Annotated in this window: 25 protein-coding genes; 17 read left to right on the top strand and 8 right to left on the bottom strand. The window is 71.9% G+C overall.

What is annotated here, in order from left to right; genetic code table 11:
- Positions 1–182: 182 nt before the first annotated feature.
- The 4 genes from ABZU76_RS42325 to ABZU76_RS42310 all read left to right on the top strand — a co-directional run bounded on the left by ABZU76_RS42325 (position 183) and on the right by ABZU76_RS42310 (position 4,037).
- A complete protein-coding gene (locus ABZU76_RS42325) occupies positions 183–1,034 on the top strand; it encodes a DUF4333 domain-containing protein (RefSeq protein ID WP_354881181.1) in 852 nt (283 codons plus the stop codon).
- Positions 1,035–1,114: 80 nt separating this feature from the next.
- The gene (locus ABZU76_RS42320; RefSeq protein ID WP_354881178.1) at positions 1,115–2,317 is read left to right on the top strand and encodes a GNAT family N-acetyltransferase; all 1,203 of its coding nucleotides are present in this window, start codon (positions 1,115–1,117) and stop codon (positions 2,315–2,317) included.
- 46 nt (positions 2,318–2,363) lie between these two features.
- On the top strand, positions 2,364–2,765 hold the full coding sequence (locus ABZU76_RS42315; RefSeq protein WP_220240763.1) for a DUF4333 domain-containing protein: 402 nt from the start codon (positions 2,364–2,366) through the stop codon (positions 2,763–2,765).
- Between the two features lie 54 nt (positions 2,766–2,819).
- On the top strand, positions 2,820–4,037 hold the full coding sequence (locus ABZU76_RS42310; protein ID WP_354881175.1) for a GNAT family N-acetyltransferase: 1,218 nt from the start codon (positions 2,820–2,822) through the stop codon (positions 4,035–4,037).
- Positions 4,038–4,044: 7 nt separating this feature from the next.
- On the opposite strand, the gene ABZU76_RS42305 is transcribed toward ABZU76_RS42310, so the two are convergent.
- Positions 4,045–4,995, bottom strand: a complete 951-nt coding sequence (locus tag ABZU76_RS42305; protein WP_354881172.1) for a 5'-3' exonuclease — start codon at positions 4,993–4,995, stop codon at positions 4,045–4,047.
- A 112-nt stretch (positions 4,996–5,107) separates the two neighbouring features.
- Between ABZU76_RS42305 and ABZU76_RS42300 the strand changes: the two genes are divergently transcribed.
- The 4 genes from ABZU76_RS42300 to ABZU76_RS42285 are packed head-to-tail and all read left to right on the top strand — an operon-like array spanning position 5,108 to position 8,234.
- On the top strand, positions 5,108–5,995 hold the full coding sequence (locus ABZU76_RS42300; RefSeq protein WP_354881169.1) for an NAD(P)H-binding protein: 888 nt from the start codon (positions 5,108–5,110) through the stop codon (positions 5,993–5,995).
- Positions 5,995–6,606 (top strand): CPBP family intramembrane glutamic endopeptidase, encoded by a 612-nt coding sequence (locus tag ABZU76_RS42295; RefSeq protein ID WP_354881166.1) that lies wholly within the window; start codon positions 5,995–5,997, stop codon positions 6,604–6,606. The genes ABZU76_RS42300 and ABZU76_RS42295 overlap by 1 nt, the downstream gene beginning before the upstream one ends.
- 36 nt (positions 6,607–6,642) lie before the next feature.
- Complete coding sequence (locus tag ABZU76_RS42290; protein WP_220240758.1) at positions 6,643–7,785, top strand: Xaa-Pro peptidase family protein; 1,143 nt, start codon at positions 6,643–6,645, stop codon at positions 7,783–7,785.
- The gene (locus tag ABZU76_RS42285) at positions 7,782–8,234 is read left to right on the top strand and encodes an Lrp/AsnC family transcriptional regulator (RefSeq protein WP_009078207.1); all 453 of its coding nucleotides are present in this window, start codon (positions 7,782–7,784) and stop codon (positions 8,232–8,234) included. The genes ABZU76_RS42290 and ABZU76_RS42285 overlap by 4 nt, the downstream gene beginning before the upstream one ends.
- A gap of 49 nt (positions 8,235–8,283) precedes the next feature.
- Here the strand turns inward: ABZU76_RS42285 and ABZU76_RS42280 are convergent, their stop codons facing one another.
- The gene (locus ABZU76_RS42280; RefSeq protein ID WP_354881162.1) at positions 8,284–9,036 is read right to left on the bottom strand and encodes a hypothetical protein; all 753 of its coding nucleotides are present in this window, start codon (positions 9,034–9,036) and stop codon (positions 8,284–8,286) included.
- Between the two features lie 261 nt (positions 9,037–9,297).
- Between ABZU76_RS42280 and ABZU76_RS42275 the strand changes: the two genes are divergently transcribed.
- From ABZU76_RS42275 to ABZU76_RS42265, 3 genes are read left to right on the top strand one after another with little or no spacing between them, the layout of a single operon-like run.
- Complete coding sequence (locus ABZU76_RS42275; protein WP_354881159.1) at positions 9,298–10,368, top strand: class I SAM-dependent methyltransferase; 1,071 nt, start codon at positions 9,298–9,300, stop codon at positions 10,366–10,368.
- Between the two features lie 5 nt (positions 10,369–10,373).
- Positions 10,374–10,601, top strand: a complete 228-nt coding sequence (locus tag ABZU76_RS42270; protein ID WP_220240756.1) for a hypothetical protein — start codon at positions 10,374–10,376, stop codon at positions 10,599–10,601.
- A complete protein-coding gene (locus tag ABZU76_RS42265; protein ID WP_220240755.1) occupies positions 10,588–10,887 on the top strand; it encodes a hypothetical protein in 300 nt (99 codons plus the stop codon). Before ABZU76_RS42270 ends, ABZU76_RS42265 begins: the two co-directional genes overlap by 14 nt.
- A gap of 9 nt (positions 10,888–10,896) precedes the next feature.
- On the opposite strand, the gene ABZU76_RS42260 is transcribed toward ABZU76_RS42265, so the two are convergent.
- Positions 10,897–11,976, bottom strand: coding sequence for a GDSL-type esterase/lipase family protein (locus tag ABZU76_RS42260; RefSeq protein WP_354881155.1), 1,080 nt, complete (start codon positions 11,974–11,976; stop codon positions 10,897–10,899).
- Positions 11,977–12,068: 92 nt separating this feature from the next.
- On the opposite strand from ABZU76_RS42260, the gene ABZU76_RS42255 reads away from it, so the two are divergent.
- Positions 12,069–12,896 carry a hypothetical protein gene (locus ABZU76_RS42255; protein ID WP_354881152.1) on the top strand — a complete coding sequence of 276 codons (828 nt, stop codon included), beginning with the start codon at positions 12,069–12,071 and terminating at the stop codon, positions 12,894–12,896.
- Between the two features lie 259 nt (positions 12,897–13,155).
- On the opposite strand, the gene ABZU76_RS42250 is transcribed toward ABZU76_RS42255, so the two are convergent.
- From ABZU76_RS42250 to ABZU76_RS42240, 3 genes are all read right to left on the bottom strand, one after another.
- Positions 13,156–14,373: a sigma-70 family RNA polymerase sigma factor gene (locus ABZU76_RS42250; RefSeq protein ID WP_354881149.1), complete on the bottom strand. Its 1,218-nt coding sequence runs from the start codon at positions 14,371–14,373 to the stop codon at positions 13,156–13,158.
- A gap of 2 nt (positions 14,374–14,375) precedes the next feature.
- Complete coding sequence (locus tag ABZU76_RS42245) at positions 14,376–14,723, bottom strand: YciI family protein (protein ID WP_220240751.1); 348 nt, start codon at positions 14,721–14,723, stop codon at positions 14,376–14,378.
- Positions 14,724–14,864: 141 nt separating this feature from the next.
- Positions 14,865–16,961, bottom strand: coding sequence for a hypothetical protein (locus ABZU76_RS42240; RefSeq protein ID WP_354881146.1), 2,097 nt, complete (start codon positions 16,959–16,961; stop codon positions 14,865–14,867).
- A 232-nt stretch (positions 16,962–17,193) separates the two neighbouring features.
- Between ABZU76_RS42240 and ABZU76_RS42235 the strand changes: the two genes are divergently transcribed.
- The 4 genes from ABZU76_RS42235 (at position 17,194) to ABZU76_RS42220 (ending at position 21,853) form a co-directional block, all read left to right on the top strand.
- Complete coding sequence (locus ABZU76_RS42235; protein ID WP_354881143.1) at positions 17,194–18,423, top strand: S8 family serine peptidase; 1,230 nt, start codon at positions 17,194–17,196, stop codon at positions 18,421–18,423.
- A gap of 107 nt (positions 18,424–18,530) precedes the next feature.
- Complete coding sequence (locus tag ABZU76_RS42230; RefSeq protein WP_354881140.1) at positions 18,531–19,151, top strand: hypothetical protein; 621 nt, start codon at positions 18,531–18,533, stop codon at positions 19,149–19,151.
- A gap of 181 nt (positions 19,152–19,332) precedes the next feature.
- Entirely contained in the window at positions 19,333–20,493 is a 1,161-nt protein-coding gene (locus ABZU76_RS42225; RefSeq protein WP_354881138.1) for a serine hydrolase domain-containing protein, read from the top strand.
- Between the two features lie 91 nt (positions 20,494–20,584).
- Complete coding sequence (locus tag ABZU76_RS42220; RefSeq protein WP_354881135.1) at positions 20,585–21,853, top strand: DUF4041 domain-containing protein; 1,269 nt, start codon at positions 20,585–20,587, stop codon at positions 21,851–21,853.
- 76 nt (positions 21,854–21,929) lie between these two features.
- Here the strand turns inward: ABZU76_RS42220 and ABZU76_RS42215 are convergent, their stop codons facing one another.
- Positions 21,930–22,904, bottom strand: coding sequence for a VCBS repeat-containing protein (locus ABZU76_RS42215; protein ID WP_354881132.1), 975 nt, complete (start codon positions 22,902–22,904; stop codon positions 21,930–21,932).
- 58 nt (positions 22,905–22,962) lie between these two features.
- Complete coding sequence (gene helR / locus ABZU76_RS42210) at positions 22,963–25,188, bottom strand: RNA polymerase recycling motor ATPase HelR (protein WP_354881129.1); 2,226 nt, start codon at positions 25,186–25,188, stop codon at positions 22,963–22,965.
- Between the two features lie 209 nt (positions 25,189–25,397).
- Between helR and ABZU76_RS42205 the strand changes: the two genes are divergently transcribed.
- Positions 25,398–25,832 (top strand): hypothetical protein, encoded by a 435-nt coding sequence (locus ABZU76_RS42205; protein ID WP_354881126.1) that lies wholly within the window; start codon positions 25,398–25,400, stop codon positions 25,830–25,832.
- Positions 25,833–25,844 lie beyond the last annotated feature (12 nt).

Raw genomic sequence — 25,844 nt, 5'->3', positions numbered from 1 at the left:
TTGCCTGAAGCGCGCGCCTCGGCCACAGGGCGTTCGCGGGCAGGTCGAGGTCACCGCTCGGACAGGGTGCGCGTGGGCGCGTGTGCTCGGCCCCGACCTGTGGTTGGATCGCGCTCGACACCGTGGGCAGCGACCCCTCCCGAGGAGGTCACTGCCGCAGGCAATCAAGGCGGAGGCGAACGATGAGCACGCCGTATGGCGGCAACGACCCGCAGCAGCAGCCCCAGTACGGGCAGCAGCCGCAATACGGGCAACAGCCGGGCGGCGCCTACCCGCCGAGCGGGCCGCAGGAGCAGCAACAGCAGCCCTACAACCCGCAGCAGTACGGCCAGCAGCCCCAGCAGCCCTACGACTCGCAGCCGACGCAGTGGGTCCAGCCGCAGCAGCAGCCCCAGTACGGCCAGCAACCCGGCGGCTACCCGCAGCAGCAGCCCCCGCAGTCGCCCCAGCAACCGCAGTGGGGCCAGCAGCCGCCCCCGCAGCAGTACGGCCAGCCCTACGACCCGAACCGGCAGCAGCCGCCCCAGCAGTACGGGCAGCAGCCCGGCGGCGGGTACCCGCAGAGCGGCCCGCAGCAGCAGCCGCTGTACGGCCAGCCGCAGACCGGTCCGCAGGCTCAGCAGCCCTATGGCCAGCCCGCCGGCAACCAGTACGACTACGGCCAGGCGACCGCCCTCACGCAGACCGTCGGCGACAGCGGTGACGAACCGAAGTCCAAGCGCGGCCTGTTCATCGGCATCGGGGCGCTCATCGTCGTGGTGGCCGTGGTCGCGATCCTCGGGTTCGTCGCCCCCGGCTTCTTCAAGACCGAGGTCTTCAACAACACCCAGATGCAGACCGACGTCACGAAGCTGCTCACCGACACCTACAAGATCGAAGGCGTCACCGGCGTCACCTGCCCGGCCGAGCAGAAGGTCGAGGACGGTGCCAAGTTCGACTGCACCGCGACCATCAACGGCAAGCCGCAGCAGGTGCCGATCACCGTCAAGGGCAGCGACGGCAACTACGAGGTTTCGCCGCCCGCCGCCCCATGATCACCGCAGTGATCCACCCTGAAAAGTGAAGCCGGGTAAATCGGTGGCCCGCACCCCGCGGGCCACAGGATGATCGCGGCATGAGCGACCACACCGTACGACTCCTGTCCTCCGCCGACGAGCAGCGCGCGGCCTGGAACCTGTTCCGGGCGGCGCTGCACGTCAAGGCCGGCAGCGACGAGGAGTGGGAGCGGATCGGCGAGGCTCTGCAGGAGTCGCGCGTGTTCGCCGCGTTCGACCCGGAGCTGATCGGCACCGTGCGCGCCGCCGACCACGAGGTCGTCCTTCCCGGCGGCGCGCGCGTGCCGCTCGCGGCCGTGACCGGCGTCGGCGTGCGCGCCGGCCGCACCCGCCGCGGCGTGCTCAGCGCCCTGCAAGCCGCGCAGCTGCGGGACTTCGCCGAACGCGACGTCGTGCTGGCGTCCCTGCACGCCACCGAAGGCGCGATCTACGGCCGGTACGGCTACGGCGTCGCCACCCTCAGCCGCAACATCGTCGTGGACCGCCGCCACGCGCGGCTGCGCCCGGAAGCACCGGCCGGCGGCGAGGTCAGCGTGTTCGGCCTCGAGCAGGCCCTGCTGCACTGGCCCGACCTCTACGCCGCCACCGGCACCGCCCGGCCCGGCATGATCACGCGGCCCGCGCACTACTGGCCCATGAACGAGAACCAGGCCCGCCGCTCGGACAACCCCGTCGAGACCGCGGTGCACCGCGGCCCGGACGGCGTCGACGGCTACCTCGTCTACCACGTCGAACGCGGCGAGGGCGACCGGCAGAAACTCACGGTCTTCGAGTTCCACTACACCAACCCCGCCGCGTTCGCCGGCCTGTGGCGGTTCCTGCTGTCGGTGGACCTCGTCGACGACATCTCCGTGATCGCCCGCCCCGTCGACGAACCCGTCGAACTGCTCTTCACCGACCCGCGCGCGGTCAAGGTCAAGGCCGTCGAGGACGAAACGTGGCTGCGCGTGATCGACGCGCCCGCCGCACTCGCCGCCCGCACCTACGGCGAGGCGGAACCGGTCGTCCTCGAAGTGACCGACCCGCTGCTGCCCGCCAACGACGGCCGCTACCGCATCAGCCCCGACGGCGCCGAACGCACCGACGCCGCCCCCGCCCTGCGCCTCGACGTCACTTCGCTCGCGATGCTCTACTTCGGAGCGTGGCGCGCCTCGGCCCTGGCCGACACCGGCCGCATCGAAGTCCTCGACGACACCGCGGTGTCGCACGTGGACACCTTGTTCGGCACGCGCCGCGCGTCATGGTGCGGTACTTTCTTCTGACCTTGACCAAGGGCCCTGAACCGGGCATCGGGGGACAGGAGCGGGAATGCGCGCCGTGCTGGTGCTGGGTCTGTGCGGACTCGGAATGCTGCTCGCCACCGGCTGTTCGACCAAAGCCGACCCGGCGGCGCCCGTCAAGACCGTCACGGTCACGCCGTCCGCCACCACGCCTTCAGAGACGTCGGCGGGAAGTTCGGGCGCGACGCCGGCCTCGGCCACCGGGCCCGGGCGCGTGTTCGACGCGAAAGCCATGGACGCCGCCGTCGCCAAGATCCTCGCCGACACCTACCAGCTCGACGGTGTCGGCGAGGTCAGCTGCCCCGACCGCCAGGCCGTGACCGACGGCTCCACGTTCCAGTGCGTGGTCGACATCGCGGGCGAGGAGAAACACGTGCCCATCACGGTCACCGGCACCGCGGGCGACTACCGCGTCGACGCCCCGAAGTAGCCGGCCGAAGGAAAACGCGTGGCACCCGCGCCGCGGGCTTGGTTGGATCGCGGCATGACCGACTTCGTGGTACGCCCGATCACCGACGACGAGCGCCGGCCCACCTTCGACCTGCTCGGGCAAGCACTGCACAGCCCCCTGCTCTCGGACGAGGTGTGGGCGCAGATCGGCGATTCCTGGGCCGCGCCCGGCAAGTTCGCCGCGTTCGCCGACGACCGTCCGATCGGGATCACCAGCGGTTTCGCCACCACGATCGCCGTCCCCGGCGGTGCGCTCCTGCCGGCGACGGCGGTCGACGGTGTCGGCGTGCGCGCCGACTGGACGCGCCGCGGCGTCGTCACCGCGTTGATGAGCGCGCAGCTGAACGACCTCGCCGAACGCGGCACCACACTTGCGTGCCTGCACGCCAGCGAAGCCGTGATCTACGGCCGCTTCGGTTACGGCATCGCCACTTCCGGCGCCACCGTCCGCGTCGACCACCCCGCGCGGCTGCGTAAGGGCGCCGAAGCCGGCGGCGCCGTCCGGCTGCTCGACACCGACGAGGCCCGCGCGCAGCTTCCCGCGCTGTACCAACGGATCGGGCTGCACCGGCCGGGCATGATCGCGCGCCCTGACGTCTGGTGGCCCGTCGCCCTCAACCGCCGCCTCAGCCGTGAGGGCGGGTATCGCGTGGCTGTCCACACCGGACCGAACGGTGAGGACGACGCGTTCGCGATGTTCACGAGCGTGGACCAGTCCACCGTCGCCGAACCCGAACGCGGCCCGCTGCTGGAGGTCCGCGACCTGCACGGCACGAACCCGGAGGCGATCGCCGCGCTGTGGCGGTTCCTGCTCTCGATCGACCTCATCGCCACCGTGAGCTCCCGCTTCCGCCCGCTCGACGAACCGCTGTCCGTGCTGCTCACCGACCCGCGCCGCGCCCGCACCACCGAGGTGGAAGACGACCTGTGGCTGCGGCTGGTCGACGTCGCCGGCGCGCTCGCCGCTCGCACCTACGGGCAGGGCGAACCCGTCGTGTTCGAAGTGGACGATCGGCTGCTGCCGGCCAACCGCGGCCGCTACCGCATCGGCCCCGACGGCGCCGAACGCACCGACGCCGATGCGGACCTGCGCCTCGACGCCGACAGCCTCGCCATGCTCTACCTCGGCGAGTGGCGCGCCTCGACGCTCGCGCAAGCCGGCCGGATCACCGCGGTCGACCCGGCGGCGCTCGGCCGTGCCGACACCCTGTTCGCCACCGGCACACGGCCGTGGTGCGGCACGTACTTCTGAGCCGCGCTCACGCCTTCGGCAGCGCCGCCAGGAGCCGTTCGACCGAGCGGCCCAGGTTCCACCGCTCGGCCAGCTCCGCGACCCGGTCCGGGTCCGCGGGGCTCGTCGGCACGGCGTCCGGCCCGGACTGCACCACCGGCGCGTCGACGGCGACCCGCACCACGGTGGGGGCCACGGCGAGGTAGTCGGCCGCGTCCTTGAGCCGCAGCCGGGTCTTCAGCGGCAGCCGCGAGTCGCCCGACTGCGAGGCCGAGATCAGCTCCTCCAGCGACCCGAACTGCGTGATGAGCTTCGCCGCGGTCTTCTCTCCGATACCGGCCACGCCGGGCAGCCCGTCGGACGGGTCACCGCGCAACGCGGACATGTCGGCGTAGGCGGGACCCGCGTGGCCGGCCGGCACGCCGTAGCGCTCGGCGATCTCGGCCTGCCCCAACACCTCGGCCTTCGCCCAGCCCTTGCCCACGTACACGACCGAGGTCGGCGTCGGCGTCGAGCGCACGAGCTGGAACAGGTCGCGGTCGCCGGTGATGACCTCGACGGGCGCGTCCTGCTCGTGGGTCGCCAGCGCACCGATCACGTCGTCGGCCTCGTAGCCCGCGGCCTCGGCCGTGGCGAACCCGAACGCGGCCAGCACGTCGAGGATCACCGGCACCTGCGGCGTGAGCGTGTCGGGCACCTCCTCCACGTCGGCCTCGCCCTCGCCGTGCCCCGGCACGGCGACCCGGTGCGCCTTGTAGCTGGGCAGCAGGTCGGTGCGGAACTTCGGCCGCCAGTCCGCGTCGAGGCACGCCACCAGCCGTGACGGGCGCCGGTCGGTGAGGATGCGCGCCAGCGTGTCGGTGAACCCGCGCACGGCGTTGACCGGCGTCCCGTCGGGCGCGGTCATCGAGTCGGGCAGCGCGTAGTACGAGCGGAAGTACAGGCTCGCGGAGTCGAGGAGGGCGAGTGGTCCGGTCACGCGCCCAGCCTGCCACGTCTGCCCGCGCAGTACCCCGCCTGACGCGCCGCCCGGTTTCCACCGCCCCGTCCCGGGTACCCCTGATCGACACCGTGAGAAAAGGGGAGTGGGAGTGCGCGTACTGGTCACCGGGGCGTCCGGTTTCGTCGGGAGCCGAGTCGCCGAGGCACTGGCCGCCGGCGGGCACGACGTGCTCGCGATGACCCGCAACCCGGCCGCATACACGGGCGCGGGCACCGCGGTGCACGGTGACGTCGAGGACTCCCGCTCGCTCGACAACGCGTTGCGGGGCACCGACGCCGCCTACTACCTCGTGCACTCCCTCGACGCTCGTGACTTCGAACGCCGGGACGCCGCCGCGGCCCGCGCGTTCGCCCTCGCCGCGCGCACCGCCGGGACCGGCCGCATCGTCTACCTCGGCGGCCTCGGCGACGACTCCGACGACCTGTCCGCCCACCTGCGCAGCCGCCGCCAGGTCGAGTACCTGCTCGCCGGCACCGGCGTGCCGGTGACCGTGCTGCGCGCCGGCATCGTGATCGGCCACGGCGGCATCTCGTGGGAGATCACCCGACAGCTCGTGGAGCACCTGCCCGCGATGGTCACCCCGCGCTGGGCCGCCACCCGCGCCCAGCCGATCGCGATCGCCGACGTCGTGCGCTACCTCGTGGGTGTGCTCGACTCGCAGGCCGCGGAAGGCCGGACGTTCGAGATCGGCGGCAGCGAACAGCTGGCCTACCTGGACATGCTGAGGCGGCTGGCCCGGATCGAGGGCCGCAGCCCGCTCATCGTGCCCGTGCCGCTGCTCTCGCCGCGGCTGTCGTCGTACTGGCTCGCGCTCGTGACCGACGTCGACGTGGCCACCGGCCGCACGCTCATCGACTCCATGGCCAACGAGGTGGTCGTGCGCGATCCCGCGATCCGCGACGTCGTACCGTTCGAACCCATGGACTACGACTCCGCGGCCCTGGCGGCACTGGCCGAGCGCGTGCGGGCGGCCTGATGCGGCGCTCGCTGCTCGGGCTGCTCACCGCGGCCGGCACCTGGCTGCTCGGCTGGTCGCTCTCGACGCCTCCCGGTTCGGCCCGCTTCCACGGGCGCACGGGCGCCGTCGCCGCCACCTGGATCGCGGGCGGGCTCGCCGCGGGACCGCCGCCGCGGGGCACCTCACGCCACCCGGTCGCGGGGCCGGTGACGGTCGCCGCCGGCGCGTTCGGCGTGTTCTACGGCTGTGCACTGGTGGCCCGCCGCATCCCGCCGTTGTCGCGGGCGATCGCGGGCGTGCTCGCCTACGCCGACCGCGGCTCGGGTCCGGCCGTCTACGCGACGACACTGATCACCGGCGCCGCCGAGGAAGTCTTCTTCCGCGGCGCACTGCAAGGCTCGGTGACGCGCGCACCGGTGGTGACCTCGACGGCGGCCTACGCACTGTCCACCGTGGCCACTCGCAACCCGGCGCTCGTGCTGGCGTCGATCGTGATGGGGACGCTGTTCGGGCTGCAACGGCGTGCCACGGGCGGCATTCAGGCGCCGCTGCTGACCCACGTGGTCTGGTCCGCGTTGATGCTCACGGCGTTGCCGCCGCTGTTCGAAACTCCGGCCCTGCCCGGGTGACGGGTGCCCCCGCGCGCCGGTACTAGGCTCAGCCGCATGTCGCGCCGATCCCTCCACACGCCCGCCCCGGACGCCGCCGCGCTCCGCGCCCGCCTCGACCGCGCAGCGAAGGCGGCTGCCGCCGCGGACACCGACGCCCTGCTCATCGCCCCCGGCTCCGACTTGCGCTACCTGCTCGGCCAGGCGGGCGGCTCGTTCGAGCGCCTCACCACGCTCGTGGTGCCCGCCGACGGCGTGCCCGCGCTCGTCGTGCCCAAGCTGGAGGCGCCCGGCTACGCCGACGTACCCACCGCCGAGCTCGGCGTCGAGGTCCTCACCTGGGTCGACGGCGACGACGCCTACCGGCTGGTGGCCGACCGGCTCGGCAAGGCCCGCCGCGTCGCCGTCAGCGACTTCACCCCGGCCCTGCACGTGCTCGCCCTGCGCGCCGCCCTCGGCGACGCCGAGCAGACCCTCGCCGGTCCCGTCGTGCGCGAGCTGCGGATGCGCAAGGACGCCGCCGAGATCGCCGCGCTGCGCGCCGCGGGTGCCGCCATCGACCGCGTGCACGCCCGCGTGGGCGAGTGGCTGCGCGCCGGGCGCACCGAGGCCGAGGTCGGCGCGGACATCGCCGCCGCCATCGTCGAGGAGGGCCACACGGTGGCCGACTTCGTGATCGTCGGCTCCGGCCCCAACGGCGCCAGCCCCCACCACGATGTCTCCGACCGCGTGATCGAGCGCGGCGACGTGGTCGTCGTCGACATCGGCGGCCCGCTGCCCGAGGGCTACAACTCCGACTCCACCCGCACCTACGCCGTCGGCGAACCGCGCGACGCCGACGTCGCCTCGACCTACGCCGTGCTGCAGCAGGCCCAGCAGGCCGCGGTCGACGCCGTGCGCCCCGGCGCCACGGCCGAGTCCATCGACGCCGCCGCGCGCGACGTGATCGACGCCGCCGGCTTCGGCGAGTTCTTCATCCACCGCACCGGCCACGGCATCGGCCTCGACGTGCACGAGGAGCCCTACATCATCGCGGGCAACACGCTGCCGCTGGAGCCGGGCATGGCGTTCAGCGTCGAGCCGGGCATCTACCAGCCGGGCCGCTGGGGCGCCCGCATCGAAGACATCGTCGTGGTCACCGAGACCGGCGTCGAGGCCGTGAACACGCGGCCGCACGACCTCGTCGTGCTCGAAGCATGAGCGGCCCCCTCGAGCCCCTCGACCAGGCCATCGTGCAGGAGCTCGCCGCCGACGGCCGGCGCAGCTTCACCGACCTCGCCGAACGCGTGGGGCTGTCGGTGTCGGCTGTGCACCAGCGCGTGCGGCGGCTGGAACAGCGCGGCGTGATCCTCGGCTACACCGCCCGCCTCGACGGCGAGCAGATCGGCCTCCCGCTCACCGCGCTGATCTCGCTGACCCCCAACGACCCGGCCGCCCCCGACGACTACCCGCAGCGCATCCAGCACATCACGGAGATCGAGTCCTGCTACTCGGTCGCCGGCGACGAGTCGTACATCCTGCTGGTGCGCGTCGCTTCGCCACTGGGGCTGGAGGACCTGCTGCGACGGATCCGGGAAGCGGCGAAGGTGTCGACCCGGACGACGGTGGTGCTGTCGACGCCGTTCGAAGGGCGTTCGCCGACGTTGTGACTGCCGGTGGGTGGTGCTTTCCCGTGTGGAGAGCACCACCCACCGGCCGCTACACCACGGTCGAGCGCACCGTCGCCGGCAGCCGTTCGGGGTGCGTGTCGCGGAGCCGGTCGAGGATCCGGCCGGCCTCCGCATCGGGATCGCCCTGGGGATCGCAGCCGAACTGGAGGTAGTGCCGGCCCCCGGGTCCGACGACGGAGATCTCCACCTCGCCGTCCGACCCGATCATCCAGCCCCGCCCGCCGAGCAACCCGAACCCCCACTCCCCGAGAACCGCGGGCCGGTCGTCCAGCACCGACACCACGTGCCGCGCCACCCGCCTCGGCACGTCCTCCCACCACCGGTCGACGTCCGCGCGGATCAGCTCCTCGAAGTACTGCCCGAGATCGAACCGCACCGCTTCCGACAGCGTCAGCCCTTCCCGCCGCCGGACCTGCCAGTCTGCCCACACCACCGCGTCGTGCGGCGCGCCCCAGCCCGCGTTCTCCCGCTCGACCCGCACGGAGATCGCCACCGGATCCTCGGCCCGCGAGCCTCGCCACAGCGGCGCCCGCGGCCGTTCGTCGAACAGCTCCAGGCCCACGTCGGGTGGACGCAGCGGGCTGCGCTGCCCGAGCAGCACATCCGGATCCATTCCCCGGCCGTAGTCACCGCGCACCGCGTGCGCTTCCACGCCGAGCCCGAGGATCCGCCCTTCCACCAACGGCGCCCAGTAGGCGCAGTCGTGCCAGTCGTCCTGGGCCGGCTCGGTGTAGATCGTCGCGATGAGGAGTCGTGCACGCTCCCGTTCCGGTGGGTTCACCACCGCTGTTTCGGACGGCCGAAATCCGGTGGCGGTCACCCGTGCACGAGTGCCATGCTGCGGCCCCGCGTATCGGCTCTCGGAAAGGCTTCTCGTGACACTCGGCATGGTGCTCGGCGATCGCTCCTCGCGCACTTCGGCGCCGAGGCGATAGCCGGACCTTTCTCCGCGTCTCGAGCCCCCGGCCTGGTCCGGGGGTTCCTCGCTCGCGCCCCGAAGTGCTCGCCGTGTACCCGCACGTCCGATCACGAGGAGCCCGAGATGCCCCCGTTCCCGCCCCCGTCGCGAATCGTCCCGGTCGACGACCGCTGCAGCGCCGCCACCGCCTGCGACCTGGCCCGCTCCGGCGTGGCCCTGCTGTGGCGTGGTGACTTCCCCCAAGCCCGCCGGCTGCTCGCGGCCATGGGCCGCCGGCTGGACCGGCGAGCCCCCCACCCCGTCGACGACCCGGCCGAGGCCTTCCGCAACCACCGCCGGGCGCGCCGGAACCGCGCTCGGGTATTGAGGCAGGTGCTCGTCGCCGTGGACGCCGAGTACCGCCTCGACCTGCGGCGCGCTCCGGACGTCCGGGAGGCGTGCCGCCAGGCGTACGGGTCCGCGACCGGCCCTGGCGTGCTCGCCCTGCGTGAGCTGCTCGGCGTGCTGGGTGCGCACCAGTGGCGCGAGCGCGGCGTCTTCGTCCCGGCTCTCGGCGCCCGCGTCCATCCCCACTACGGGGTGTTCTCGCCGACCCGAAGCGAGTACGTCGACCTCGTGGCCCAGGCACCCCTGCCCGCCCTGACGCGCACCGCGTTCGACCTCGGCACGGGGACCGGGGTCCTCGCCGCCGTGCTGGCGCGCCGCGGCATCGCCCGCGTCACGGCCACTGACAGCAATCCGCGTGCCCTCGCGTGCGCCCGCGGCAACGCCACCCGGCTGGGCCTCACCGCCCGGATCCACGTGCCCGAACCGTGCCTGTACCCGGAGGGGCGAGCCGATCTCGTGGTCTGCAACCCGCCGTGGCTGCCCGCGCATCCGGTGTCCGACCTGGAGAAAGGCGTCTACGATCCCGACAGCCGCATGCTGCGGGGTTTCCTCACCGGCCTGACCGCCCATCTCGAACCCGGCGGGGAAGGCTGGCTCGTCCTCTCGGACCTGGCCGAGCGCCTCGGACTCCGGACCCGTGCCGAACTCCTGGACCTCGTCGGCGCCGCGGGTCTACGCGTGGCCGGCCGCGTCGACACTGCACCACGGCACCCGAAGGCGGCTGCCACCGAAGACCCCCTTCACGCCGCCCGTGCCGGGGAGGTGACGTCGCTGTGGCGCCTCCAAGCCCGACCGCTGGTACGATAAAAGGTATGGCAACACGTAAGGTCACCCTTTCTCTCGACAGTGGTGCGCTCGAGTTCGCCGAACGAGCTGCGAAAGCGCACGGGATCTCGGTCTCGTCCTGGTTGTCCAAGGCGGCCCGGCGGGAGGCGGTGCGCACGGGCTACACCCCGCAGCAGGCGCCGATCGCGCCGGCGGCCGAGGCGGACGAGGTGGAACGGACCGCGGCGGAAAAGGACATGCGTGCGCAGGGGTGAAGTCTGGACGTACCACCCGCCGACCGAACCGGCCCGGGAACGCACCGTCGTGCTCCTGTCGTCGGACGGGGTGAACGAGTCCGAGCGACCCTGGCTGCTCGGCACCGAACTGCTCGACCGTGACCCGCAGGACATTCTGGGCGTCGCGGTCGACGCGCGGTACTGGGTGTCCACGCTCAACCTGACCCGGCTGTACCGGCCGTGGTTCGACGAGCGCATCGCCGAGATCGACCAGGAAGTGCAGGAACAGATCGACGTCGCACTGCGGGCCGCGCTCGACCTCTAGCGCCGCCGCTCAGCGGTTGGCAACCTCGGGCACCGCGTGGAGCTTGCCGTCGGGCCCGGAAAGGCACGCGGCGAGCTCGTCACGCCCGGCGAGGAACTCCGAGAGGCAGTCGGCGATCGCGGCGTGCCCCGCGGCGTTGGGGTGGAACGACTCCTGCGACGCGTGCTGCGCCCGGTCCACTTGGCCCAGATCACTCAGGTGCAGCGTCAGGCGCGTGAACCACTCCGAAGCCGGGTTCACCCCGCCGCTGCACGCCTCGTGGTGCTCACCCGCGCGCGCCAGGTCCAAGAACCGCGCGCCGGACTGCACGGCGGCCTGCTTCAGACCCGCCGAGAGCGTGGTGATGCCCGTGGTCGAGATCCACTGCAGGTCGTCGGTGCGAAACGGGCAGCCGTCGAGGTTCTGCAACCCCGGCGGAACGTCCGTGGCGACGGGCGTGGCGTAGGACTGCAGCACGAGCTGGTAGTCGGCCGGCACGTAACCCGCCTGGGCCAGCACCTTCTTCACATCGCCGACGGCGTTGACCACCTTCGGCACCATCGCGTCCACTTTGGACTGCCACGTTTTCTGCAGTGCCAGGTTGCACGACGGCGCGCTCACCGAGAACCACGCCTTGAAGCACTCGGACACCTGGGTGGAGAACTTCGGGTCGTCGTTGGCGCCGATCGCGATCACCACGGCGGCCACCCGGTGGTTTTTCACCACCGCGGCCAGCTGCTGCGCCTGCGACGGCTCACCCCACTGCTTCACGCCGCCCAGCGACACCTGCTCCGCCGGCGCGCCCGAACACGCCAGGTTCACCCGCGCCGTGACGTCCGGAATGCGGACCTTCTGCACGAACGCGTTGGCCGAGCGATGGCACCAGTCGCCGTTGCGGCCGTCGGTGTCGGGGGTGTAGTCGCCGGCGCCCTCACCGGACACGGTGCTGTCACCGATCGCCACAACCGTCAGCGGGCCCGTGCCGGGTGGTCCTTTGCGCGGCAGCGGCTGGCCGGGTTTGAGCCCGGGGCCGGAGAACGCGAAGAAGCCCGCGAGCACAGCCACGCAGGCGAGGACGAGGGCTCCCCACCACCACCGGAATCGTCGCATCGCCGCCCGAGTCTAGCGAGTGCGCCCGGCTCTGGGGTTTTCCCCGGTCCCGCGCTGGGACATTGGTCACCACCCGGAAGGGAGCGGATGCCATGAACGGGCACGAGAAGGACGGACAGCGGCCGCACGAGGCCTTGACCCGCGACGCGGACAAGCACGCGCGGTACGCGGCCGACACCTACTTCCAGGAGTCGCTCGAGCACCTGCGCACCCTCACCGGCGACGTCGGACGCTTCGCCAGCGCCCACGGGTTGCTGCTGCTCAAACCCGACGCGATCGCCGCCCGCCGCATCATGTCCACAATGGACTGGCTGGCGGAGAACGGCTTCCGCGTCGTCGGCGCCCGCCGAGTACGGCTCACCCCGGTGACCCTGCGGGCGCTGTGGTACTTCCAGTGGAACACGGCCACCCCGCAGCTGCGCCGCATCGCCGACCGCTGCGCCGGCTGCACCGACTCGCTGCTGCTGCTGGTCGTCGCCCCCGCCGGGGACCAGGGCCCGCTCGCGGACCTGCCCGTGCCGGACCTGCCCGTGCCGGTCCGCCTCACCGAGCTCGTCGGCCCCAGCGACGCTGCCGCGCGCGAACCGGGGCGGCTGCGCACCGAACACGGCCGCTACGCGCTGCTCAACCTCGTCCACCCCGCCGGCGACCCCGCTGACGTGGTGCGCGACCTCGGCATCTACTGCACCCCCGACGCCCGCGCGGAGCTCGTCGAACAGGTCCTCGCCGGCGCCGACCGCCAGGCCCTCGTCCGCGACCTCGCCCGCGACGTCTACGCCGACAGCCCCGCCCACGACGTCTCCGTCCCCGCGGCGAAAACCCGCCTGCGCCGCGAAGCCGAGCGCCTCCTCTCCGGCCGCACCCTCACGCCCGCGGCGCACGCGGCCCTCGCTCCGGCTTTGACGACCGGCGGCGACTAGGCCATCCGCACCATCGTCGAGGCCACCTGGGCCTACCAGCTCGCTTTGCCGGCGTGGGACGTTACGGTCGCCGCGGCAGACCCGTACCCGATGACGGTGCCGGGCGCCCGCCCGCTCGTGGACCCGATGACGGCGGCGGCCTGGCGCCGAGCCGCGCTGCACGCGGTCCGCCACGCTGAGCGCTCGGCGCGCCGGGGCTCGCGGCCGCCCCGAAGCCAGTCATTCGCCTCGTGCTCGCCGGTGATCGGCCGCGCTCCGCCTAGGTGTCGGCGAGGGCGGCACGCTTGCATTCCAGCAGGGCTCGTTCGGCGGCGTTCTCCGCGAGCTCCACCGCCCGGTCGTACGCGGCCACCGCCTCGCCGCGCCGGCCGGCGCGCGCCAGCAGGTCGGCCCGCACGGCGTGCAGCAGGTGGTAACCGTCCAGATCCAAGGAGTCCGCCAGCGCCAGCGCCGCCCCCGGCCCGTCGACCTCCGCGACGGCCACCGCACGGTGCAGCGCGACCACCGGCGTAGGCGTCAGAAGCAGCAAGTGGTCGTACAGCTGCACGATCTGCCGCCAGTCGGTCTCCCCGGCGGTGGCAGAGTCGCTGTGGACGGCGTTGATGGCGGCCTGCAGCTGGTACGGCCCGGGCCGGTCGCGGCGTAGGCAGCGGCGCACGAGGTCCTGACCTTCGGAAACCAGGGCACGATCCCAAAGACCGCGGTCCTGGTCGGGCAGCAGCACCACCGCACCGCCGGGACCCGTGCGAGCAGGACGGCGTGACTCGACCAGCAGCATCAGCGCCAGCAATCCCAGCACCTCGGGCTCGTCGGGCATCAGCGAAGCCAGCACCCGCCCCAGCCGGATCGCCTCCGCCGCGAGGTCGGGGCGGCCCAGTGAGGCTCCGGACGTCGCCGTGTGGCCCTCGGTGAAGATCAGGTACACCACGGCCAGCACGGCGCCGAGGCGGTCGGGCAGGTCGGCGTCGGCGGGGACGCGGTAGGGGATGCCGGCGTCGCGGATCTTGGCCTTGGCGCGGGAGACGCGCTGCGCCATCGTGGGCTCCGGCACGAGGAACGCGTGAGCGATCTCGCCCGTCGTCAGGCCGCCCAGCAGCCGCAGGGTGAGCGCGACCCGGGCGTGCGGGGCGAGCGCCGGGTGGCAGCAGGTGAAGATGAGGCGGAGCCGTTCGTCACGCACCGGGCCCTCCTCAGCCGGTTCCGTGCCGGCGTGCAGGAGCGCGGCCTGCGCGTGCCGGTCGGAGCGCGAGGACTCGCGGCGCAAACGATCCAGAGCCCGGCGACGAGCCGTGGTCACGAGCCATCCGGCGGGGCTCGGTGGCAGTCCGTCGGCCGGCCAGCGGCTCGCCGCCACCGCGAAGGCCTCCTGCACCGCTTCCTCGGCGACGTCGACGTCCCCGAACACCTTCACCAGCACCGCCACGGTCCGCCCGTACTCGGCGCGGAACACCCGATCCAGAGCGTCCACAGTGGACACGCTCAGGCCTCGCCCTGGAACGGCCGGACCTCCACCGGCAGCGTGGTGATCTCGGCGATCCGCCCGGCCCAGCCGAGCGCGGCGTCGAGGTCCGGCGCGCGCACGATCGTGAACCCGCCCAAGTGCTCCTTGCCCTCGGTGAACGGGCCGTCGGTCGTGAGTAGATCACCGTCCTCGGCCCGCACGACCGTCGCCGAACCGGGCGCGTGGAGGCCACCGGAGAACACCCACGCGCCGGCGTCCTTCATCTCGGCGTTGAGCGCGTCCAGCCGGTCCACGATCGTGTCGAGCTGTTTCGCCGACGGCGTGGGTCCGTCGGGCTGGTAGACGCTGAGCAAGTACTGCTTCATGGCTCGATCCTTCCCTCTCGTCGCCCATTACACGAACGGCCGAAGGGCACTTCGACACCCGCCGGAGCTTCCACGAACAACAAGAGGGCTCTTCGCCGGAGCGACGCCGGCGAAGAGCCCTCTTGTACCCGTCGCGTGCCGCTACGGGTAGCTGACCACGTTCACCGGCGCCGTGCCAGACGGTGTCGCCGCGCCGGTGTCGTTGACGACGTGCGTGATGCTGCCGCGGGTGTTCAGCGACACCGTGAGCAGGCTGTGCAACCGCACGCCGGGCGTGTTCGGCACTTCGAACGCGTGATAGCTCGACACGGCGGGGTTGGTGTCGAAGAAGCAGTAGCTGCCCAGGCCCCACGCCTCGTGGGAGGTCACGTTCGCCCCGACCTTGTAGGCCGCGTACCCGGCGACGCCCGAGGGCGCGTTCCACGACGCCTGGTCCGGCACGTCGTAGGGCATCTCGTTCTGGAAGAAGATCGTCCGCCCGCGCTGGCCGTTCCAGATCACCTGGTACTTCTGGTAGTGCTCCACGAACAGGCCGGTCGCGAGCACGTCGTCGCCGTTGACCAGCACCCCGGTGTCGGCGGTGTTGCTGGTCCAGCCGACCGTGCCGGGATTGCCGTGGTCGGCGCGCCACGCCCAGGTGTGGTCGATGATCGTGTCGTCGCTGTTCACGACCAGGCTCGTGGTGGCCTTGCCCGCGAGCTCACCGCCGACGCGGAAGAACACGTCCTGCAGCGTCGTCGGGTCCGCCGCGTGGTCGACGTGCGACCCGGCCGTGCCGACGGTCAGCAGCGACTGCGAGTTCGTGGTGCCGGCGTCGAAGAGCAGGCCCTTCACCCGGACGCCGTCGACGTCCGCGACGTGCATGGCGTCGACGCCGTTGTCGGGCACCACGGTCGGGTAGCCGATGCCGAGCACGACGGTGTCGGCGCGCGTGACGTTCAACGTCTGGTCGAGGTGGTACACGCCGGGGGTGAAGAACAGGTTGCAGCCCGCGGCCAGCGAGCTGTTGATCGACGCCGCGGTGTCACCGGGCTTGACCACGCGGAACTGGCTCATCGGCAGCGACGTCCCCGGGGTGGAGCCGGCGGCCCAGCTCGGGCCGGACGCGTTGGTGCGCAGGGCTGGCAGGAACACGCGGTAGTTCGCGCCGTCGAGGTAGAGGTAGGGCACGTCGCGCGAGACGGGCGTGGTGGCCAGCGTCGTCTCGGGCGGGTTCGGGAAGGTGTTCGCCGGGGCGCCGGTGGTGCCGGAGAAGACCATGTTCCACACGCCGCCGTCCCAGCTGCCGAAGGCCGAGTCGCGCGTGTACCACTGCTGCTGCGAGATCGACGCGGTCTGCCCGGACACGCGGGTGTCGGCGACGTAGCCGCCGCTGGCGAAGCCGAAGCTGGCCGGGTAGAGCTGCAGCCCGCCGCGGATGTCCATCCGGCGGAACGGCGCGGCCTGCGCCACGGCCCACCGGTCGTCGCCGCTGGAAGGGTTCACGGCCATGTTCTCGGCCGAGCGCCAGAAGTTCTGCAGCGCCACGCCCTGGTCGGAGGCGTTGAACGCGTCAACTGTGATGTCACCGTTGATCGTCACGTCGTCGGGGTTGCGCCCGAGGCCCGCGACGGAGGTGTAGAAGCCGACGTCGTCGTGCACGGCGTAGGTGCCGGGCTTGAACAGGTGCGCCACGCGGCGGTCGGCGAACTGCGCGGTCTGCGTGTCCTTCTGCGCGTTGAAGTCGGCGTCGAGCTGCGCCTGGATCGTGGCGGCGGGCATGTTCGGGTCGAAGATCCGCACGTTCGGACCGAAGTCCGGCACGTCGGGCTGTGCCGGGCAGCCGGCCTGCGTGCCGCCGCCCTGGGTGAACGTGAAGTGCGGGGTGTCGAACTGCGGCCCGTTCTTCTCGTAGGTGAACCAGTAGTCGAGCACGCTGCCGCTGCCGAGCCCGCCGACGGTGGTGCGCCAGGTCCCGCCGCCCTCGGTCATGCGCACGTTCTGCTGCCCGACGCCGGGCACGCCCGTGTAGTGCACGTCGACGTAGCGGGCCGGGTCGGCAGGGGTGAAGGTGAGCTGCACCTGCTGTGCGCCGGCCGCCGCCGCGGCCTGGGTGTAGTCGCCGGCGGCCGAGGCCGGGGGAGCGGCGACCAGCCCGGCCCCTGCCAGGAGCGCGGCCGTGGCGAGTGCCCTCCGCCATCGCGCGCCGTCGGATCGGGAACTGCTGGATCGGGAGCTGCGGTCCAAGGTCCGGTTCACGCCGTGGCACCTCCGTCGGTGATTCACAGACACGGATTTGTTGTGAGTCACAACAAAGTAGCCGCCGGTCGGCGGCCTGCGCGTCACGCCTTGGTAACAGTTGTCTGGACCAATGCTGGTGGAGGCGGGCCAAACCGAAACGGAGGTGTGGAACTTTCCCTCATTCGGACGGGTGACCCGGAACGAGTTACATGCGACCATTCGCTGTCTCAGCGTGATCAAGGAGGCCGCAGTGTCGCGACTCAAGAACCTGGCCCGTGTGCTCGTGGCGGTGACGCTCGCCGTTCCCCTGGCGGCGGCCACCACGACCACGGCGAACGCCGCGCCGCTGCTGAGCGGCGGCTTCGTCGACTTCGGGTGCGCGCAGGCCCGCCTGCACTGCCTGGGCAAGGCGATCAAGTCGCCGGACGGGCCGGGACCGTTGGTCGCGGCGACGCCGGTCGGCTACGGACCGGCCGAGATCCAGGCCGCCTACGGCCTCGGCGGCCGGCACGCGAACGGCCGCACCGTTGCGATCGTCGACGCCATGGACGCCCCGACCGCCGAGAGCGACCTCGCGACCTACCGCGCCGCGCGGGGGCTGGCGCCGTGCACATCGGCCGACGGCTGCTTCCGCAAGGTCAACCAGCACGGCGCGGCGAGCCCGCTGCCGGCACCGGACTACGGCTGGGCGGAGGAGATCAGCCTCGACCTCGACGCCGTGTCCGCGACGTGCCCCGACTGCCGCATCCTGTTGGTGGAAGCCGATTCCCCGGACACCGACCCGCTGATGACGGCCGTCGACACGGCCGCCGCGACCCCCGGCGTCGTGGCGATCTCCAACAGCTACGGCGGCGCCGAGGACCCGACGATCACCGCCGCCGACACCCACCTCGACCACCCCGGCATCGCCATCACCGCGTCGTCCGGCGATGCCGGCTACGGCGTGAGCTGGCCCGCGTCGTCGCCCTACGTGACGGCGGTCGGCGGCACGACACTGAAGAAGGCCGCCGGCACCTCGCGCGGCTGGGCGGAGACGACGTGGTCGGGCAGCGGCAGCGGGTGCTCCGCGCTCGAGCCGAAACCCGCGTGGCAACACGACACCGCGTGTGCGAAGCGGACTGTCGCCGACGTGGCCGCGGTGGCCGACCCGAAGACCGGGCTCGGCGTGTACGACACGTACAACAGTTGCGGCGGCGGGGCGGTGTGCGACCTGCTGCTGACGCTCGGGCTCGCGCAGGGCGCCGACGGCTGGGTGCAGGTCGGTGGCACGAGCCTGTCGTCGCCGGTCGTCGCGTCGGTGTACGCGCTGGCCGGGAACTCCGTCACGGCCGCCGCGCAGCCGTACGCGCACCCTGCTGGCCTGTTCGACGTGACCTCCGGCAGCAACGGCTCCTGTGGTGGTTCGTACCTGTGCACCGCCGGCGCGGGCTACGACGGCCCGACCGGTCTCGGCACGCCGAACGGCACCGCCGCGTTCTGACCCGGGTGCCGTGAAATTCGGGGCGTTGTGACCCGCCGCGCCCGGGGGGAGGGTGAGGGGACCGGTGGCGTCACCGGGGCGCCGCCACGACCGGCGGGAGGTGGATCGTGTTCGCTCGCAGCACGACGATCCAGCTGAAGCCGGCGTCGCTGGACGACGCGGTCGCCTACGTGCGCGACACCGTCATGCCCGCGGCGCTGGCCACCGAGGGGAACGTGGGACTGTCGATGCTCCTCGGCCGGAAGGACAGCCGCACGATCGTGACCACGGCGTGGCGCTCGGCCGAGTTCATGCATGAGAGCGCGCAGGCGATGACCGTGCTGCGGCAGCAGGTCGCCGACATGTTCGGCGGGCCACCGCAGGTGGAGGAGTGGGAGATCGCGCTGCTGCACCGTGATCACCATTCCGGTGCCGGCGCGGCGGTGCGGGGAACGTGGCTGAAGGTGGCGCCCGAGCAAGTGGACGCCGTCGTCGACGTGTTCAAGATGACCACGCTGCCGGCGCTCGCCGAGTTCGACGGGTTCTGCAGTGCGAGCCTGCTGGTCGACCGCACGAGCGGCCGGTGCGTGGCCTCGATCGGCTACGACAGCGCCGAGGCGCTGGGCCGCACCGCCGAGAAGGCCAACTCGCTGCGCGCGGCCACCCTGCGGGAAGCCGGCGCCGAACGGCTCGACGTCCGCGAGTTCGACCTCGCCATCGCGCACCTGAACGTGCCCGAGATGGCGTGAGCGGTGTCCGGGCCGCCGGTGCGCGGGGAAGCGCGCCGCCGGCCCGGCCCGTAATTCACCGCCGGGTGCGTGAACGCGCGGAATGCGCACCGGGGCAAGAGGAAACGATTCTCCGTCGTGACGATTTCCGGGCGACGAAGAAACGTTAGGGCTGCGCATTTCCCGCGGCTACCGTGGTGCGATGGTGATGTCCCGGCGCGCGATTCTCGCCCAAGCCACGTTCGCCGCCGCGGGCGGTCTCGTGTGGACGGCCGCCCCGGCCACGGCCACCGGGCGCCCGCGCGTGGAGGACTCGCTGCGCTCGGCGATCCGGCGGCTGCACGAGAGCCCGCACGGCCCGCCGGCGGTCGTCGTCGCGATCGGCCGCGGGTCGGGCACTTCCCTCTACACGGCGGGAGTTCCCCGGCTCGGTGCCCACCGCTCCCCGCGCGCGGACCACCGCATGCGGGTGGCGAGCGTGGCCAAGGCGTTCAGCGGCGCGACGGCGCTCTCCCTCGTGAGCAGCGGCCGGCTGTCGCTCGACACCACGGTGGGCCGCACGGTGCGCGGGATGCCCCGCGAGTGGTCGGCCGCGACCGTGCGCCAGCTGCTCGGGCACACGAGCGGCATCCCCGATTTCAGCGGCACCAACGTTTTCCGCGACGCGCTGGTCGCGAACCTGCACGATCCGCCACCGCCGCGGGAATTGCTGTCGTACGCCCCCGATCCCGACCTGCTGTTCCGCCCCGGCAGCCGCTACGCGTATTCGAACTCCGACAACATTCTCGTCGCGCTGATGTGCGAGGCGGTCACCGGCCGGCGGTACGAGGACGTGCTCCGCCAGCGCGTGCTGCAGCCGCTGGGGCTGGGTGACACGAGCCTCCCGCGTGGTCCGGACCTGCCGGAACCGGCGCTGCACGGCTACGACACCACCGTCGCGGGCCCGCCCGAAGACGTGACGACCACCGTCGCCGCCGGCTGGAGCTGGGCCTCCGGCGGCGTGGTGTCCACACCGGCCGACCTGGCGCGCTTCATCCGCGGCTACGTCGGCGGCGCCCTGATCGACCGCAAAACCCGCGACGCCCAGCTCCAGTTCCGGCGAGGCGGGTCCGAACCACCCGGCCCGGGCACGAACGCGGCCGGCCTGGCCCTCTTCCGCTACGACACCCGCTACGGCCGCGTCTACGGCCACACCGGCAACACCCTCGGCTACACCCAGTTCACCGCCGCCACACCCGACGGCCGCGGCGGCATCGCGGTGTCCATCACGGCGCAGATCACCCCGCCGAGCGGGCCTCCACTGTTCGGGCAGCTGCGGGAGGTTTTCGAGCTGGCGGTCGGGGTGTTGCTGGAGGGTCGTTAGCGGCTGCCGTGCGCCGCTCGAGCCGTGCCGTAACGAACCGGAATCCCTGGGCGACTCTGCCTGACGCAGGGTGATCTCCGGGGAGGCGTCGGTGTTCGGTGGGCGGAAGCGGCAGGAAGAACTCGAAGCGGCGCAGCGCGAGGTCCTGTATTTGCGCGGCGAGCTCCAGCGGCTGGGCGCGCTCGGTTCGGTCGCCATCCAGCAGGAAATCGCGGCTCAGACGCAGCTGCTCCACGCCGAGCAAGCCCGCTATCAGCAGCAGACGTCGGCCATGAACGCCGAGTTCAACCGGCTGCAGGCGCAGCTCTCAGCCCTTCGGGTCGAGGTGGTCGAGACCGATGACGCCCGGCTGATGCAGGAGGTGGGCGTCTACCAGTACCGGCACGTGCTTTCGGACGCCGAGGCCTACAAGGCCGAGCTCGAACGGCTGAAGGCCGCCATGAAAGACATGACCCGGGCGAAATCCGCCGTCGAAGCGTCGAACAGTTTCCACTACAACAACTCGCTGGCTCAGGGGCGCAAGTTCGTCGGAGATCTGTCGAAGCTCATGCTCAGGGCCTACAACGCCGAGGCCGAGAACTGCGTCCGCGTGCTCAAGGCGGGCAATCTCGCGTCCGCGATCAAGCGGCTGGAGACCGCTGTTCGGACGATCGAGAAGCTCGGGGCGATGGCTTCGATCCGGGTCAACCCCGGCTACCACGCGATGAAGATCCGGGAACTCGAGCTCACCGCCGACTACTTGGCGAAGAAGCAGCAGGAGAAGGAAGACGAACGCGAGCGACGTGCGGCTCTGCGGGAAGAGCAGAAGGCGCTGCAGGAGTACCGCCGCGAGCAGGAACGGCTGCTCAAGGAGCAGGGGCACTACCGCAACGCCATCGCGGCCCTGCGAGCGAAGGGCGATCTGGAGGGCGCGGCCGATCTCGAGCGGAAGCTCGCCGAAATCGAGGCCGCGCTGACCGGTATCGAAGAACGGCAGGCCAACATTCGCGCGGGCTACGTCTACGTGATCAGCAACATCGGCTCGTTCGGACCTGACGTCGTCAAGATCGGGATGACCCGCCGGCTCGAGCCGATGGACCGGGTGCGCGAACTCGGCGACGCGTCGGTGCCCTTCCGGTTCGACGTGCACGCGCTGTTCTTCTCGCACGACGCCGTGCGGATCGAGCAGCAGCTCCACACCAAACTCGAGGACCGGCGGCTGAACCGGGTCAACCGGCGCAGGGAGTACTTCCGGTGCACCCCGGCGGAGGTCAAGGCGCTCCTGCACGATCTCGCCGGGAACCTTCTCGACTACCAGGACGAACCCGAGGCGTTCGAGTACCGCCAGAGCCTGGGTGAAGTCGCTTCGCCCGCCGCATGAGGCCAGCGCGCGACGGGCGGTGAAGCCCCGGCGGCCTTCACCGCCCGAAAGCCGGCCCTCGGCCCGGAACGGGAGTCTACTGCGAGCGCAACACCTGGACGTCGTTGTCGTTCACCGCGACGAGGTCTGCGTCGCCGTCGCCATCCACGTCTGCGGTGAGGGTCTCCTTCGTGCCGGAGAACGAGTCCGAATACCACAGTTCGGGTGCGGAATAGCCGGCCCCGGTGGAGCGCATGACCTGCACATCGGTGTCGTTGACGGCGATGAGGTCCGCTTTGCCGTCGGCGTCGATGTCCGCGGTGAAGGTTTTCCTGGTGCCGTGGAACGCGGTCGTCGACCACTGCGCCGGGGTGTCGAACCAGCGGTTCGCGGTGCCGGGCACCACGCGCGTGCCGCCCGAGTCGACGAGGATGAAGTCGGCCTGGCCGTCGCCGGTCGCGTCCGCCGACAGTGTCGCCTTCTCTCCGCGCAGCGGCGGGCCCCACGCGATCAATGGCAGCGTCGCGGTGCCGTTCGATCTGGCAGCCAGTGGCGGGACGCCGGTGAACAAGCCGATCACGTCCGTGTCACCGTCGCCCTCCAAGTCGGCCGCCAGGCTCCCTTCGTCGCCGGCGATGGTGTTGTCCAGCCACTGCGTGGGCGTCCCGAACCGTTCCACGCCGTGGTTGTCGGTGATCGACCTCGCCACGAAGAGACCACGCACGCGCGGGCTCGAAATCGCGTTCGGCCGCACGGTGATGGCGTCCGCGCGGCCATCGTTGTCGACGTCGCCGATGAAGTACGCGTAGTAGCTGCTGTCGTTGGCGCCGCTTCGGCACCCGCCCCAGTCTTGCCCCGGCTGGAAGCCGGATCCGGACGACAGCATCACGGTGCACCAGTTGATGTTGTAGCGGACGAGGTCGTCCTTGCCGTCGCCGTTCACGTCGCCGGCCCTGATCGCGACCGACGCGGTGAACGGCTCGGTCGACCACTGCTCCGGTACGCCGGACACCGGCGCGGCGACGGCCAAGGACAGCAGACTGGCCGCACCGGTCATGACAAGAGCGCGCATCACGTCCCCCTTCGTGTCTGCTTTGCCGTATTGAGGTCGCGCGATCAGCCCGGAAACGTTACGGGCGCGAGGGCTCTCGACTCGCTTGGAGCAGCGGTGACGCCGCCGTTTCGGTGAGCCCCGACAACGCCGCTGGCAATGGAGCGCGGTGCAGAACACCGAGGCGCTGCGTCGCGCGGGTGAGCGCGACGTACAGCTCGGCAGCGCCCCGGGGACCATCGTCGAGGATGCGGTCCGGATCCACGACGAGCACGGAGTCGAACTCCAACCCCTTCGTCTCCGCGGCCGGCACTGCGCCCGCCACGTCCGGGGGCCCGATCACGACGCTGGTGCCCTCGCGTCCGGCCTCCTCCCGCACGAACGCCTCCACCGCCGCGGGTAGCTCGGCCTCGGTGACATGCCGGGACCACGGCTGCACCCCGTTCGCGCGCACCGACTCCGGCGGCCGGATCCCCGGCGCGAACCCGGCCAGCACCGCGGCCGCGACGCTCATGATCTCCGCGGGCGTGCGGTAGTTGACCGTGAGGGAGCGGTACACCCAGCGGTCGCTCACGTAGCGCTCCAGCATCGAGGCCCACGACGTCGCCCCGGCGGCCGAGCGGCGTTGCGCGAGGTCGCCGACGACGGTGAAGGAGCGGTTCGGGCAGCGGCGCATCAGCACGCGCCAGTCCATTTCGGACAGTTCCTGGGCCTCGTCGACCACCACGTGGCGGTAGGTCCAGTCGCGGTCGGCCGCGGCGCGTTCGACGAGGTCGCGGGTGTCGCGTTCCACGAAGCGGTCGGCGAGGTCCTCGGCGTAGAGCAGGTCCTTGGCGAGCAGGCCGACGTCGTCGTTGAGGTCCTCGCGTTCGATGAGCGAATCGAGCACGTCGGCGGCGTAGGCGGCCTGGGTCTTGCGTTCCCGCTCGGCCGCCTGCGAGGCCCGGGCGTCGGCGGCCTTGTCGCGGCCGAGCAGGTCGACGAGTTCGTCGAGCAGCGGCACGTCCGACACCGTCCACGCTTCGCCGTCTGCGCGCAGCAGCACCTCGTCGGCGCCGGCCGCGCGCAGCCGTTCGGGAGACTCGTAGAGCGACGCGAGCAGGCCCTGCGGCGTGAGGATCGGCCACAGCTCGTCGACGGCGGCGGCGAACCGCGGGTTGCCGGCGAGGTCCTTGAGCAGGGTGCGTTTGAGGTCGTCGCGTTCCTCTCGGTCGTCACGGCCCAGCCAGCCGCGGCCGATCCGGGTGATCGCGCGCTCGGTGAGCACGTAGGTGACGATCTCGGTGAACACGTCGCGCGCCTCGTTGTGCGGCAGGCCGCTCGCGCGCGCTTCCTCGATGGCCCACTGCGCGGTCTCGGCGTCGATCCGCACGGTGACGTCGCCGACCGTGATCGGCACCGGTTCCTGGGGCGTCCGCTGCCGGTCGGCGATCGCGGCCGCCAGCACGTCGAGGATCTTCAGCTCGCCCTTCAGCCGCGCCGCCTCCGGCGCGTCCTCGGCGCTCACGTGCAGGCCGGGCACGAAACCGCCGGTGGTCGTGAACACCACGTCCGTCTCGCCCAGTGACGGCAGCACTCGCCCGATGTGGTTCAGGAACGCCGGGTTCGGGCCGACGACCAGCGCGCCGTGGCGTTCCATCCGCTCGCGCTGCGTGTAGAGCAGGTAGGCGACGCGGTGCAGCGCCACCACGGTCTTCCCGGTGCCCGGGCCGCCCTCGATCACCAGCACACCGGGGTGATCGAGCCGGATAATCTCGTCCTGCTCGGCCTGGATCGTCGCCACGATGTCGCGCATGCCCGCACCGCGCGGCGCGTTGACGGCCGCCAGCAGCGCCGCGTCGGCGTCACTGTGCTCGCCGGTCGTGGGCCGGCCGAGCACCTCGTCGGTGAACTCGGTGACCCGCCGCCCGCGCGTGTGGAACTGGCGCCGCCGGCACACGTTCTCCGGGTTCGCCCCGGTCGCGGTGTAGAACGGGCGCGCCGCGGGCGCCCGCCAGTCGAGCAGCACGGGCCGGTACTCGTCCTCCTCGTCGAACAACCCGATGCGGCCGATGTAGGACACGTCGTCGTCGAGCGTGTCCAGGCGGCCGAAACACAGGCCGTTGTCCACCACGTCCAGCCGCCGCACCTCCCTGCCCAGCGCACGCACGCGCACGTCGCGCTCCATGGGCGTCCCGCCGTTTTCCCCCAGCGCCGCCTCGTGCTCGCCCTTCACCCGCGCCCGTTCCCCGTCGAGCCGCGTGTAGAGCCCGGCGATGTAGTCGCGCTCGGACTGCAATTCCTGTTGGTACCCCTCAGCCGACACAGATCCCCTTCACCATCTCTGCCGCGTTTTCGCAGGTCGCGGCTTCAGGATGGTGATTGTGCGGCATCACCCGGGTCTTGCCACAAGCCCCGGGGTGCGTTATACGTTGATAGTGGCGGGGGAAGTGTTCCAGCCGTTTCCCGGCCTCGAGAACTCTCTCGAACAGGTGTGCCGGATCTTCCTCTTCGTGTTCACGCCGTCAGATCGACGTGCTCGGCGCGACCGACGCCGCCTTCGGCGCGGACAAGACACGCTGGACGTGGAAACCGACGGCAGCCAGCGGCTTCGCCGACCTGACCAACGCCTGGGGACTGCCCGACGAGGCCCAGCTGCGCCACCTCGGCACCCAGCAGTACCTGCTCACCACCGACTCCTACGGCCCGGCCGCGGTCGTGCCCTACCCGCAGGGCACCGACTCCTGCTGGGCCGCGAACATCGGCGCGTCGAACAACCCGCACAGCGTCGAGCATTGGCGACGACCCGGTCACCGGCCAGGTCGTGACCTCAGCCATCCAGCCGGGCAACGCCTGCCCGTGGTGCACGGACACGGTGGACCTGTACCGGCCGCAGCACGCCTTCGAGCTGCACGGTGGGCAGATCTACAAGGCCCGGTGGTGGCTGGATCCGCGTCCGTGGCGTGGTGAGCCTGACGGGGC

It is taken from the genome of Amycolatopsis sp. NPDC005232, assembly GCF_040607795.1.
Taxonomy (GTDB): Bacteria; Actinomycetota; Actinomycetes; order Mycobacteriales; family Pseudonocardiaceae; genus Amycolatopsis.
The sequence above is the reverse complement of the archived record's forward strand: the minus strand, read 5'-3'. Positions and strand labels throughout refer to the sequence as shown.

What these genes read in the sequence shown, in the direction of transcription:
- ABZU76_RS42245 (WP_220240751.1), bottom strand. Translation starts at nt 14,723, where the DNA reads ATGAAGCAGTACTTGCTCAGCGTCTACCAGCCCGACGGACCCACGCCG.
- ABZU76_RS42325 (WP_354881181.1), top strand. Translation starts at nt 183, where the DNA reads ATGAGCACGCCGTATGGCGGCAACGACCCGCAGCAGCAGCCCCAGTAC.
- ABZU76_RS42285 (WP_009078207.1), top strand. Translation starts at nt 7,782, where the DNA reads ATGAGCGGCCCCCTCGAGCCCCTCGACCAGGCCATCGTGCAGGAGCTC.
- ABZU76_RS42225 (WP_354881138.1), top strand. Translation starts at nt 19,333, where the DNA reads ATGGTGATGTCCCGGCGCGCGATTCTCGCCCAAGCCACGTTCGCCGCC.
- ABZU76_RS42270 (WP_220240756.1), top strand. Translation starts at nt 10,374, where the DNA reads ATGGCAACACGTAAGGTCACCCTTTCTCTCGACAGTGGTGCGCTCGAG.
- ABZU76_RS42255 (WP_354881152.1), top strand. Translation starts at nt 12,069, where the DNA reads ATGAACGGGCACGAGAAGGACGGACAGCGGCCGCACGAGGCCTTGACC.
- ABZU76_RS42315 (WP_220240763.1), top strand. Translation starts at nt 2,364, where the DNA reads ATGCGCGCCGTGCTGGTGCTGGGTCTGTGCGGACTCGGAATGCTGCTC.
- ABZU76_RS42260 (WP_354881155.1), bottom strand. Translation starts at nt 11,976, where the DNA reads ATGCGACGATTCCGGTGGTGGTGGGGAGCCCTCGTCCTCGCCTGCGTG.
- ABZU76_RS42215 (WP_354881132.1), bottom strand. Translation starts at nt 22,904, where the DNA reads ATGCGCGCTCTTGTCATGACCGGTGCGGCCAGTCTGCTGTCCTTGGCC.
- ABZU76_RS42295 (WP_354881166.1), top strand. Translation starts at nt 5,995, where the DNA reads ATGCGGCGCTCGCTGCTCGGGCTGCTCACCGCGGCCGGCACCTGGCTG.
- ABZU76_RS42320 (WP_354881178.1), top strand. Translation starts at nt 1,115, where the DNA reads ATGAGCGACCACACCGTACGACTCCTGTCCTCCGCCGACGAGCAGCGC.
- ABZU76_RS42275 (WP_354881159.1), top strand. Translation starts at nt 9,298, where the DNA reads ATGCCCCCGTTCCCGCCCCCGTCGCGAATCGTCCCGGTCGACGACCGC.
- ABZU76_RS42290 (WP_220240758.1), top strand. Translation starts at nt 6,643, where the DNA reads ATGTCGCGCCGATCCCTCCACACGCCCGCCCCGGACGCCGCCGCGCTC.
- ABZU76_RS42310 (WP_354881175.1), top strand. Translation starts at nt 2,820, where the DNA reads ATGACCGACTTCGTGGTACGCCCGATCACCGACGACGAGCGCCGGCCC.